11 protein-coding genes are annotated in these 11,042 nt (G+C 63.6%); 5 read left to right on the forward strand and 6 right to left on the reverse strand.

Annotated elements, in window-relative coordinates; genetic code table 11:
* Positions 1–327: 327 nt before the first annotated feature.
* The 3 genes from ACLEJU_RS28140 to ACLEJU_RS28150 all read right to left on the reverse strand — a co-directional run bounded on the left by ACLEJU_RS28140 (position 328) and on the right by ACLEJU_RS28150 (position 2,964).
* Entirely contained in the window at positions 328–1,275 is a 948-nt protein-coding gene (locus ACLEJU_RS28140) for an MFS transporter (RefSeq protein ID WP_435425483.1), read from the reverse strand.
* A complete protein-coding gene (locus tag ACLEJU_RS28145; protein WP_435425482.1) occupies positions 1,276–1,539 on the reverse strand; it encodes a hypothetical protein in 264 nt (87 codons plus the stop codon).
* Positions 1,540–1,626: 87 nt separating this feature from the next.
* On the reverse strand, positions 1,627–2,964 hold the full coding sequence (locus ACLEJU_RS28150) for a hypothetical protein (protein WP_435425481.1): 1,338 nt from the start codon (positions 2,962–2,964) through the stop codon (positions 1,627–1,629).
* Between the two features lie 222 nt (positions 2,965–3,186).
* Here ACLEJU_RS28150 and ACLEJU_RS28155 point away from each other — a divergent pair, with 222 nt between their 5' ends.
* Together ACLEJU_RS28155 and ACLEJU_RS28160 are read left to right on the forward strand one after the other, a co-directional pair.
* Positions 3,187–3,492, forward strand: a complete 306-nt coding sequence (locus ACLEJU_RS28155) for a DUF2388 domain-containing protein (protein WP_440776771.1) — start codon at positions 3,187–3,189, stop codon at positions 3,490–3,492.
* A gap of 43 nt (positions 3,493–3,535) precedes the next feature.
* A complete protein-coding gene (locus tag ACLEJU_RS28160) occupies positions 3,536–4,015 on the forward strand; it encodes a VOC family protein (RefSeq protein ID WP_435425479.1) in 480 nt (159 codons plus the stop codon).
* A 6-nt stretch (positions 4,016–4,021) separates the two neighbouring features.
* Here the strand turns inward: ACLEJU_RS28160 and ACLEJU_RS28165 are convergent, their stop codons facing one another.
* Positions 4,022–5,020, reverse strand: a complete 999-nt coding sequence (locus ACLEJU_RS28165; protein ID WP_435425478.1) for a LysR family transcriptional regulator — start codon at positions 5,018–5,020, stop codon at positions 4,022–4,024.
* Between the two features lie 160 nt (positions 5,021–5,180).
* Here ACLEJU_RS28165 and ACLEJU_RS28170 point away from each other — a divergent pair, with 160 nt between their 5' ends.
* The gene (locus ACLEJU_RS28170; RefSeq protein ID WP_435425477.1) at positions 5,181–6,407 is read left to right on the forward strand and encodes an aromatic ring-hydroxylating oxygenase subunit alpha; all 1,227 of its coding nucleotides are present in this window, start codon (positions 5,181–5,183) and stop codon (positions 6,405–6,407) included.
* Between the two features lie 123 nt (positions 6,408–6,530).
* Positions 6,531–7,877, forward strand: a complete 1,347-nt coding sequence (gene dddP, locus ACLEJU_RS28175; RefSeq protein WP_435425476.1) for a dimethylsulfonioproprionate lyase DddP — start codon at positions 6,531–6,533, stop codon at positions 7,875–7,877.
* A gap of 40 nt (positions 7,878–7,917) precedes the next feature.
* On the opposite strand, the gene ACLEJU_RS28180 is transcribed toward dddP, so the two are convergent.
* Positions 7,918–8,982 (reverse strand): AbrB family transcriptional regulator, encoded by a 1,065-nt coding sequence (locus tag ACLEJU_RS28180; protein ID WP_435425475.1) that lies wholly within the window; start codon positions 8,980–8,982, stop codon positions 7,918–7,920.
* 124 nt (positions 8,983–9,106) lie between these two features.
* Between ACLEJU_RS28180 and ACLEJU_RS28185 the strand changes: the two genes are divergently transcribed.
* A complete protein-coding gene (locus ACLEJU_RS28185; protein WP_435425474.1) occupies positions 9,107–10,009 on the forward strand; it encodes a LysR family transcriptional regulator in 903 nt (300 codons plus the stop codon).
* Here the strand turns inward: ACLEJU_RS28185 and ACLEJU_RS28190 are convergent.
* Positions 10,006–10,893, reverse strand: a complete 888-nt coding sequence (locus tag ACLEJU_RS28190) for a LysR family transcriptional regulator (protein ID WP_435425473.1) — start codon at positions 10,891–10,893, stop codon at positions 10,006–10,008. The genes ACLEJU_RS28185 and ACLEJU_RS28190 overlap by 4 nt on opposite strands.
* Positions 10,894–11,042 lie beyond the last annotated feature (149 nt).

An 11,042-nucleotide genomic window follows, 5' to 3' on the forward strand; every position in this document is an offset into this window, starting at 1 on the left:
CCAAAAAACGCTGGCTCCCATCATCCGGCCCCTGCGCTGCGCTCCGGGGTCCCCTCGCTCCGGCGCCTTCCGGGCCCGCGCGGCCTACGACTTGCTTCGCAAGTCTACATCTCGCGCCTTCGGCTACGCCGAAGGGGTGCTGCGCACCCTGGCCCTCCAGACGCCTGCGCTCGGCCTCCTGAAGTCGCATTCGGCGTTTGCTGAGCTACCGTGCACTTAGAAGCAAAAGCAAAATCAAAAGCAAACAGTAAACAGTAAACAGCAAACAGCAAACAGCAAACAGCAAACAGCAAACAGCAAACAGCAAACAGCAAACAGCAAACAGCGTTAACCAAGTTGGTTACTGGCTGGAGTCTCTCCTTGCTGGCGATTGCGCTCCTGCAGCGACGAGGCCAGCAGGTAGGCTATGGCCACCAGCGTCAGCACCGGCAGCATGGCCAGGCGCAGGCCGAAATGTTCGCCAATGAAACCCAGCAGCGGCGGGCCGACCAGGAAGGCCAGGTAGCCTGCCGTGGCCGCCAGGCGTACCCGTTGATCGCCACCTGCGCCACTCTCGCCTGCCGCCGAGATGGCCAGCGGAAAGCCCAGCGAAGCGCCGATGCCCCAGAGCACCACGGCGGCAGCGGCCACCCACTGCACATCGCAGAAAACCACCAACGCCAGGCTCAGGGTGCCGATCAGCGCGCTGGCACGCAGGGTGAAGGTGCGGCCGAAACGGCGGATCACCGGCGCCCCGGCAAAGCGGCCAAGGGTCATGCCGATGGTGAAGACCAGGTAGATCAAGGTACCGGTGGTTGGCGCAAAACCATGGCCATCGATCATCAGCAGCGGCAGCCAGTCGTTGGCCGCGCCTTCCACCAGAGCCATGGCCAGCACCACCAGGCAGATCAGCAGCAAACGCCGGTCCTTTAGCAAAGTCGCCCAGTGCAACGCATGAACGTCACCGTCCTGTCGTTCGTCAGGCGCTTCGCTGGCCCGGGGTGCGTGCCCGATCAGCACCAGGGTAGCGACCGCCGACAGGCCGGCCATGGCCAGCAAATGCACATCCAGCGGCACTTCGGCTGCGGTCATGGCCATGCCGACCAGGGCGCCGACCAGGGTACCGAGGCTGAAAAACCCATGTAGCGTAGTCATGATCGGCGCATCGATGGCGCGCTCCACCGCTGCACCTTCAATGTTGGCCGCGATATCCGCCCAGCCCATGCCCAGGCCAAACACCAGCAAGCCGGCAAAGGCACACCAGGCACTGTTCAGGTCACTGCTCGCCGCCAGCACTCACAGCCCGCCCGACAGGCCCAGCAGGCCCAGGCGAAGCGTACGGTTGGCACCTTGGCGGGCAATCATGCGGCCGGCGCTGAGGATGCCCAGCATGGCCCCCGAAGAAAAGCCGAACAGGATCATCCCCATCTGCTCGGTGGAGGCCTGCAGGCCGTCGCGCAGGGCAGGGGTGCGGGTAACCCAGGTGGCCAGGGTCAGCCCGGGGAGCAGGAACAGCAAGTAAAGCGCTTGGCGGGACCAGTGGGTGAGGGTGGCAGGCATTCTACGCTCGCTGAGATTATCGTACAGGTGTACGGCAAAATCGTACGGGTGTACGAGGCGCGGGTCAATGCCTGCTGCCGGTGTCGGCTAGGTCGCTACCAAGGTCCTGGCAAGGCAGTCCTTGCAATTGACGACGGTTTCCCGAGGCCCTGGCTGCACATGTACCAGGTTCGACCCGCACATCGCGCAGAACAGCGTGCCGCCATGGGTATGCGCATGCCCAGGCAGCTCTGCAATGTAGTCGCTGACCTTGCGGCACAGACCATGGTCATGCTGTTGCAACAGCACGTCAAACAGCGCCCGGCTGAAGCCTGAGCGCGGGGTGTAGGTGTCGTAGCGCGATACCGTGAACTGCCAATGCTCCCGGATGGCGCGTTCGCTCAGCGACAGCAGGCTCCCGGGAATGCTGTTGGCGGCGTGGAGTTTGTTGACCTGGGCGCGAGCCACGAATGACAGGGCCCCTCGGATGGCAGTATTGACCAGTGACCAGATGTGCCGCACGGGGTGTGCGTCGAGCAGCTGCTCTGCGACTTCGGCGGCTTTCTTCCTGGCCTCGAAGGGCAGGCCGTGTTCTGCGCTGCGGGTGGCGATGTAGGCACAGACTTCTTCATTGCAAAGCAGCTTGATGGCCGTGACGAGCTCGTCATGCCATTGCGGCTGTGGGCCATTGGACACTGCCTTGTGCAGCGCGCGATACAGGGGACCAAGTTCGGCCCGCTGCGGCTCATCCAGGCTGACATTGGCGATCCAGCGGACTTTGTTCTGCCAGGCCTTTGGCGTTGGGTCGTCACTGAAGGCATCCAGCGGTGAATCGGGGTCTACCAGCAGGAGCTGATCTTCGTGCAGTGCCAGCAACATGGCCGAATCCATGCTCGGCGAAGGGCTGATGCGCGCGTCTGCGAGGGTCTTTTCCGCAGCCTGGATGCAACCCTTTTGCGCATCCATGCGTATTTCGAGCACGGCCAGCAACTGCAACTGGCGGGTGATCGACAGCGTGTGCAATGGCACTGGCAGGCGCTTTGCCAATGACCAGTGCTCGTTGATGCGTTGGCGCCGCTCCACGGCCTTTGCCTGCCTGGCCCGTTCACGCGCCGCCAGGCAGGGCTGGCAGGCGCAATCGCGTTTCCATTTGTTGCGGCCAGGGAAGTAATGGCGGTGGGCACAGTTCGGGCAGTAGGCCAGGTTGTCGTTCCAGCTGTTGGCCGAGCGACTTTTGCGCCGCTCGTACAGGCTGACTTCGCAGTAAGGGCACTCGAGTTCGGCGCAGGGCACCGGGGGAAAGGCCTTGATCAGGCTGCTGGGGGCGATGTCGATGGCGTAGCGTTCGAGCAGCACCGCGATCCTTTCACCGCCGATGTATTCGCTGTACAGCGCCTCGATCTGCTCGGCGCTGAGGTGCTGCAACTTTGATTTGAAGTCCGACAAACCTGTATCTCCCTGCGAACAGTCGCTTGTGAGGTTTGTCGCAATGATGCAGTGCTGTGAATCAGGTGAGTTGTGGGAAGCTCCTTCTGTGTTCGTAGGATTTTTCTGAGTTTTCCATGGAGCTGCTGCGCTTTTGCCGGCCAATACGTCTCAACCACAGGGGCACTGAGCTGGCGGTTGTGCAAAACTGGCATTTTTATCTGGGGCTGCAGCGTGAATCGAATGTGTTTGGCAAGCACTTTGGCGCTACTGTGTTGCAGCCAGGCCTGGGCCATGGACGGCAAGGGCAGCGTGAGCGACCATTTCACCATTGGCAGCAGCCTTGGCACGGCGGCGCTCAGCGAGTCCACCAGCCATCCGCTGAGCAGCACCGCAGCCGCTCGGGATGATGCCCTGGCCTATGTCGCGACCAACGGTCGCCTGTGCGGCCCGCGCCTGCAGCAGGCGCTGCGCGACTATCGCCAGGCTTATCCGCAATCGACGGTAAGCGACCCTGAACTGGCCGTGGCCATCGCCAGCCAGGGCTGAAGGGCTAGACTCAAGGCTTTCTGTTCTCCCATGGAGCCTTGCCATGACTGCCAAGAACACGATCTGCCTGTGGTTCGACAAGGATGCCGAAGACGCGGCGAATTTCTATGCCAGGACCTTCCCCGACAGCAAGGTCATCGCGGTGCACCCGGCCCCCGGCGACTACCCTTCGGGCAAGGCCGGTGAAGTGATCACCGTCGAGTTCACCGTGATGGGCATTCCCTGCGTGGGGCTCAACGGTGGCGACACGTTCAAGCATTGCGAGGCGTTTTCGTTCCAGGTCAGTACCGAGGACCAGGCCGAAACCGACCGGCTCTGGCACGCCATCGTCAGCAACGGCGGCAGCGAGAGCGTTTGCGGCTGGTGCAAGGACAAGTGGGGCATCTCCTGGCAGATCACCCCGCGCATCCTCATCGAAGCCATCGCCAACCCCGACAAGGCCGCCGCCAAGCGGGCGTTCGACGCCATGATGAACATGGGCAAGATCGACGTGGCGAAAATCGAGGCGGCGTTGAAGGGGTAGTGCCGCCTACTCTTGACCTTCGGCCAGGCTGTCGGCTTCTTCATGCAGCGACCAGTCGAACTGCTCGATCAACCAGTCGCGTAGCTTGCAGCAACTGGCGTCATGGCTCTTGGCTTCGCTGAGGCTTAGGTAATGGCGGGTGTCGCGGTGCACCAGGGTGTCGCTCACCGGCCGCACCAGCAAGCCCTGTTCCACCAGCGGCGCGACCAGGTAATGCCAGCCCAGGGCCACGCCCTGATGGTGCTGCGCCAGCTGCATCAGCAGGCTGTAGTCGTTGGCGTTGAACAGTTGCGGGGCGTCCGCATCACGCCGGTCGAGGTCGATGTCCTGATAGGCGAACCAGACTTTCCAGTCCACGTGTTCGGCCACCTGCGAGCGGCCGAACGGGCTGAGGTTGAGCAGGGCGGTGTTGCGCAGGCCGTCCAGGGTGCGGATCTCTGGGTGCTGTTCCAGATACTGCGGGGTGCACACCGGGTAGATCACGTCGCAGACCAGCGGCTGGCTGAAGTAACCCTGGCCGCTCTTGGCCATCTTGCAGATGATGATGTCCGGGTTGACGCCGTTCTCGAGGGTCAGGAAGTTCTGCGTCGTTACGATGTTCAGGTCGATCTCGGGATAGGCCGCGAACAAGGCCGGCAACTTCGGCCCGAGCCAGAAGTTGGCGAATGCCGGTGAGCAGCACAAGGTGACGCGCTGCTTGGGTGATTCGCTGTGGCGGATACGGTCGGCCGCCAGGGCAATGTTGGTGAACGACAGCTGCACGGCGTCGTAGAAGATCGAACCAGCCGGGGTCAGCTCGACTGCACGCCCTGCGCGGTTGAACAGTTCGGCCCCCAGGTGCTCCTCAAGGTCGCGGATCTGCCGGCTGATCGCCGCCTGGGTCACACACAGCGCTTCGGCCGCGCGGGTGAAGTTCTGGTAGCGGGCGGCGGCGACGAATGCCTTGACCGCGCGCAGCGAGGGCATCTTGATCAAGGTCTGATCGGGTTCGGTGTGCTTGACCATACGTTTTGGTAATCAATTAGCCCCAGAAAATGTCGATTCTTAGCGGCAAAACACTGGCAATAGACTGTGATCAGGCAGCAGCGATGACGCTTTGTTATTCGTTTCAGAGACTAACCGAACGAATCCCTGCATAGAAGTCCCACGCGGGAGAACAACAATAATGCAGCACACCGATGTATTGGACCTGATCAAGCAACGCAAACCTCAACATGGCTTGCCGGGTGCCGCCTACAGCGATGCGGACCTGTACCGGCAGGATCTTGAACAAATCTGGCACCGCGAGTGGATTTTTGCCGGGCATACCTTCGAACTGGAAAAGCCCGGCCAGTACATCACCCTGCAGGTCGGTGACTACCCGGTGGCTGTGGTACGTGGCAGTGATGGCCAGGTGCGCGCCTTCCACAATGCCTGCCGGCACCGCGGTTCCAAGGTATGCACCGAGGCCAAGGGCAAGGTCGCCAAGCTGGTGTGCCCGTACCACAAATGGACCTTCGAGCTCGATGGCCGCCTGCTGTTCGCCGGCAACATGGGCCCTGACTTCAATACCGTCGAGCACGGCCTGATGCCGGCCCACTGTGAAGTGGTGCACAGCTACATCTACGTGTGCGTGGCCAAGATTGCGCCGGACTTCGAGCCCTTTCGCAGCGCCGTGTCGCCCTTCATCGGCCCGCACTATCTGGAAGACTGCAAGGTCGCCTTCGAGGCCAACCTGGTGGAACAGGGCAACTGGAAGCTGGTGTTCGAGAACAACCGCGAGTGCTACCACTGCGACGGTACCCACCCCGAGCTGCTCAACTCGTTCGTCGAGAACGTGTCGGTGCAGGGCATTGGCGGTGAGGAAGACCCGGGGCTGGCCGCGCACTGGAACGTCTGCGAAGCCAACGGCATGGCCAGCCGCCTGGTCATGGACCCCGCTGGCCAGTACCGCATGACCCGTATCCCGCTCAACAATGGCGCCACCAGCTACACCATGGACGGCAAGCCGGCCGTGGCCCGCCGCCTGGACCGCAGCGGCGTGGCCAACATCGGCGCGTTGCTGTACTTCAACTACCCCTCGACCTGGAACCATTTTCTCGGCGACCACGCCCTGAGCTTCCGCGTGTTGCCGCAGGGGCCGGGGCAGACCTTGGTGACCACCAGGTGGCTGGTGCCCAAGGACGCCCAGGAAGGCGTGGACTATGACCTCGAACGCCTGACCAAGGTATGGATGGCCACCAACGACCAGGATCGCCGGCTGGTGGAGGGCACCCAGGTCGGTGTGACCTCGCCGGCCTACCAGCCGGGCCCCTATTCTGGACTGGTGGAGAACGGCGTCTGCCAGTTCGTCGACTGGTATTGCGAGCTGATGACCCGGCGCCTGAGCGAGGTTGCGCCGCGCCTTGCATGACGCCACGGGCCAGCGCCGCTTTCGGGCATTGTCCTGACGGCTTTGAGGGCGTTGGCCTGCCCGCAATCGCACATCATCAATACCGCTGTTTCCACACAATAAGACCAGGGAAAACCGCACGCCATGATGACCTCACCGTTCTCGATCCCCGCCCAGGCCCGCCGCATCGACCCCTCCCGCCAGCGCGCCGCCGCGCTCAAGGCCGATGGTTCGGTCGACGACAATGACCGCACCGAAATCGGCCCGACCCCATTGGCCTTCGCCGAATGGGCCAGGCTCGGCCTGCAGGCGCCGCACCTGCCGAGCATGCGTGAGTACCGCCTGCAACGCATCCGCGAGCAGCTCATCGCCCGCGATCTCGGCGGCATCCTGCTGTTCGATCCGCTGAACATCCGCTACGCCACCGACACCACCAACATGCAGCTGTGGACCACCCACAACCCGGCTCGCGCCTGCTTCGTCGCCGCCAGCGGCCATGTGGTGCTGTGGGACTTCCATGGCTGCGATCACCTTTCCGCGCACCTGCCGCTGGTCAGCGAGCTGCGCAGCGGTGCGTCCTTCTTCTATTTCGAGACGGGTGACCGCACGGAGGAGCATGCCAGGCGTTTCTGCGCACAGGTCGATGAATTGCTGCGCACCCATGCCGGCAACAACCGCCGCCTGGCTGTGGACCGCATCGAGGTCGCCGGCCTGCGCGCCCTCGATGCGCTGGGCGTGCAGGTGCACAACGGCCAGGAAGTCACCGAGTTCGCCCGCCTGATCAAGGGGCCGGACGAAATCCTCGCCATGCGCTGTGCGGTCGCGTCCTGCGAGGCTTCGATCGCCGAGATGCGCCAGGCCATGCGTGCGGGCGCCACTGAGAACGATGTCTGGGCCGCGCTGCATGCGGGCAACATCCGCCGCGGTGGCGAGTGGATCGAAACCCGCATCCTTAGCTCCGGGCCGCGCACCAATCCTTGGTATCAGGAGTCCGGCCCGCGGGTGCTCAGCGACGGCGACCTGCTGTCGTTCGACACCGACCTGATCGGTGTGTATGGATTCTGCGTGGACATGTCGCGCAGCTGGATTTGCGGAGATGTCGAGCCTACCGCCGAGCAGAAGCGCCTGTATCGCATCGCCCACGAACACATCCACGTCAACGCCGATATGGTCAAGCCCGGTGTGCGTTTCACCGAACTGACCCGCAACGGCCATCGCCTGCCGGAAAGCTGCCGCGCGCAGCGTTATGGCGTGATGTTCCATGGTGTGGGGCTGTGCGACGAATACCCGAGCATCCGCTACCCAGAAGACCTTGAGTCCTATGGCTATGAAGGTGAGCTGCAGCCGGGCATGGCGCTGTGTGTCGAGGCCTATGTCGGCGAGGTGGGCGGGCGCGACGGGATCAAGCTGGAGAACCAGTTGCTGGTGACCGAGACCGGGTTTGAGCTGTTGACCCATTACCCGTTCGAAGACAGCTTCCTGCGCGACTGACAGGCTCGCCTCTTCGCGGGCAAGCCCGCGAAGAAGTCAGTCAGGCCCGGGTCAGGCGTATGATCTGTCGCGCACAGAAGGCCCCGGTCAGAATCACCCCGAACAGGCGCAACGTCTGCATCGCCAACACCAACCCGACATCGGCATGGGTCTCGACGGCGATGATCGCCATGGCATCCAGCCCGCCCGGGCTGGTCGCCAGGTACATCGACAGAAAATCCGTGCCCATCGCCAGCGCAAGCACGTAGGCACACGCGGCGCACAGCACGATCAACGCCACCGCCCCGGCAATCATGGTTGGCAGGCGCTTCCATACATAACGCACGGTCTGCCGGTCGAAGCGCAGGCCGATGTAGCAGCCGATGGCACCGTAGGCAACCGCCAGCAAGGGCTCGGGCAAGCTGATGGTCAGCAACCCACTGAGTTGCAGGGCGCCGCCGAGCAGCAGCGGTGTCAGCAAGGCACCGGCAGGCAGGCGGTTACCAAGGGTGATGCCCACCAGCACCACGCCCAGGCTGAGCAAGCTGTTGGCCAGGTGCGGGTCTTCCAGCGCCGCCGGTGCATGGGCCGCCGCGCCTGCGCCCGGTGTGGCGCCGAGCAGGTGGCTTACCAGCGAGCCGATCATCACCACGCACACCACGCGCACATATTGCATGGTCGCCACCACGCGGCCGTCGGCGCCATTTTCTTCGGCCATCGACACCATTGCCGACGCCGCCCCCGGCGCGGTACCCCAGGCGGCAGTGCTGCCGGGGATGCCGCCGAAGCGTACGGTGCCGAGGCCGACCAGGGCGCTGAGTACCACCGTGATGAAGGTGGCGACCAGCATCAGGTGCCAGTACTGGGCCATCGACACCAGCACCGCCCAGGTCACCGAGTGGGCGACCAGCAGGCCGACGCAGCCCTGGCCGAAGCGAAATACTTGGCGGTGCAAGTGCAGTTGCGCGCCTGAGACGCCGAAGATGATGGCCACCAGCATGGGGCCGAGGAACAACCCGGCCGGTACGGCCAGGGCATGCAGCAACTGGCCGAAGGTACCGGCGCAAATCAGCAGGGCGAGCCATTGGAAGAGGGATCTGAAAGAAGCGGGTAGGGCGGTCTGCAACGTGGATACTCCTCGCGCAGCGATAACGCGGGGCTGGCAGCGCCAGCGAAGAAAATTATCGACGGCGCAATCGATCAAGTCTATTTTCTACTTTCGATGAAACCATAACTGAAATTCATGAATCATGGACCTGCGTGACCTCACCTATTTCGAAACCATCGCCGAGCTGGGCCATCTGGGCCGGGCGGCGGAGAAGCTCAACCGCAGCCAGCCGGCACTGAGCAAGAGCATCCAGCGGATGGAGGAATCCCTGGGTACCCGGTTGTTCCAGCGCGATGGCCGGCGCATCAAGCTCACCGATGTCGGCAAGCTGCTGCTGGCGCGGGGCAAGCAGCTGCAACTGCACATCGCCGAGACCGAGCGCGAGGTGCGTGACTTCGCCAGCGGGCTGGTGGGCAACATCCGCCTGGGCTGCGCGGCGAGCATGGCCGATCACCTGCTGCCGCACCTGACCGCAGCGTTGCTGGAACGGGCACCGGAAGTGACCTTGAAGCTGTCCATCGCCCAGGACGATGTGCTCGAGGAATCCCTGCGCGCCGGGCGCCTGGATGTGATCATTTCACCGCAGATCGCCATGGACCCCGAGTTCACCACCTATCCCATCCTCGAAGATGAAGCGATCGTGGTGGCCAGTGCCGAGCACCCGATCTTCGCCGGCCCCATTACCCTGCAGCGCCTCTGCCAGTACCGCTGGGTGCTGGCGGGGCCGACGGTGACCGCCCGGCGCTGGATCGACAACGTGTTCATCGCCCACCTGTTGCCAGCGCCGCAGGTGCAGATCGAGACCAACGCCATCTCGCTGCTGCCCCGCCTGATCGCGCGTACTCAGCTGCTCAGCTTCGCCGCCCGGGAAACCCTCGAGCATGGCTTGGGCATGTCCTGGCTGCGCGAAGTGCCGCTGAAGCAGACCACCATGCGCCGCACCGTGGCCGTGTCGGTGCGCACGGACGGCTACCTGTCGCCAGCGGCAGGGGCGTTGGTGACGCTGCTCAAGGAAAAGGGCAGCAGCTTTTTCGAACGTGGCTAGCTCAAAGGCTCGCTTACGGCCTGCTGGGCGATCAGCGCCAGGCAGCGCTGCACCATCGGGCTGCTGTCGCCCTTGCGCCGGCTGAGGATGATCGGGCTGACCGCGCTGCGGTCTAGCAGGCTGGCGTACTCGATATCGGTGCGGTGCTGTTGTTGCACCGACTCCGGCACCAGGGTCACGCCCAGCCCGACGGCGACCAGGCCAATGGCGGTCTGCAGCTCGTTGGCCCACTGGCTGACCTTGAGGCTCATGCCGTGGTGGGCGAACAGCGCGAGGATGTGGTCGGCGTAGCTCGGCCGGGGGTTGGCGGGGTAGAGGATGAACGCTTCCCTGGCCAGCTGTTCGAGGGTCAGCGGCGCGCCGGCCAGGGCATGGCCCTTAGGCAATACCGCCACCAGCGGGTCTTCGCGCAGCACTTGCTGCTGGATCGCCGGGTCGTCGATGCGGATGCGGCCGAAGGCGATGTCGATGCGCCCGCTTTTCAGTGCCTCCACCTGCTGCAGAGTGGTCATCTCGCTCAGGCCCAGTTCCAGCTCGCTGTCCTTGCGCAGTTCGCGGATCAGCTCCGGCAATACCGTGTACAACGTCGAGGGAGCGAAACCGATGCCCAGCCACTGGCGCTGGCCCTGGCCGATGCGCCGGGTGTTGTCGCTGATGTTCTCCAGCTGCTGCATCAAGGTGCAGGTCTGCTCGTAGAAGAAGCGCCCGGCTTCGGTCAGGCGCAGCGGGCGCTCGCGCAGCACCAGCACCGTCCCGAGCTGTTCTTCCAGCTGGCTGATCTGCCGGCTCAACGGCGGCTGGGCGATGTGCAGCAGTTCGGCGGCGCGGGTGAAGTTCAGGGTTTCGGCCAGGACCTTGAAGTAGCGAAGGTGGCGCAGCTCCATCAGACCTCCTGGGTATGGTGGGAGATTCATTTGATATTGGACGGCCCTCAGGGTCTCGCGCAATGCTTGAATAATCAAGTAAATGTAGTATCGGGTCTGCAGCCTGCGGCCTGATTTGACGGGACCTTTGAACCATGACAAACGCCCTG

The organism is Pseudomonas sp. SMN11, assembly GCF_052041945.1.
Lineage (GTDB): Bacteria > Pseudomonadota > Gammaproteobacteria > Pseudomonadales > Pseudomonadaceae > Aquipseudomonas.

Excerpts from the sequence above, each read along its gene's own strand:
- ACLEJU_RS28185 (WP_435425474.1), top strand. The coding sequence starts at position 9,107 with ATGGACCTGCGTGACCTCACCTATTTCGAAACCATCGCCGAGCTGGGC.
- ACLEJU_RS28170 (WP_435425477.1), top strand. The coding sequence starts at position 5,181 with ATGCAGCACACCGATGTATTGGACCTGATCAAGCAACGCAAACCTCAA.
- dddP (WP_435425476.1), top strand. The coding sequence starts at position 6,531 with ATGATGACCTCACCGTTCTCGATCCCCGCCCAGGCCCGCCGCATCGAC.
- ACLEJU_RS28160 (WP_435425479.1), top strand. The coding sequence starts at position 3,536 with ATGACTGCCAAGAACACGATCTGCCTGTGGTTCGACAAGGATGCCGAA.
- ACLEJU_RS28165 (WP_435425478.1), bottom strand. The coding sequence starts at position 5,020 with ATGGTCAAGCACACCGAACCCGATCAGACCTTGATCAAGATGCCCTCG.
- ACLEJU_RS28155 (WP_440776771.1), top strand. The coding sequence starts at position 3,187 with ATGTGTTTGGCAAGCACTTTGGCGCTACTGTGTTGCAGCCAGGCCTGG.
- ACLEJU_RS28190 (WP_435425473.1), bottom strand. The coding sequence starts at position 10,893 with ATGGAGCTGCGCCACCTTCGCTACTTCAAGGTCCTGGCCGAAACCCTG.
- ACLEJU_RS28145 (WP_435425482.1), bottom strand. The coding sequence starts at position 1,539 with ATGCCTGCCACCCTCACCCACTGGTCCCGCCAAGCGCTTTACTTGCTG.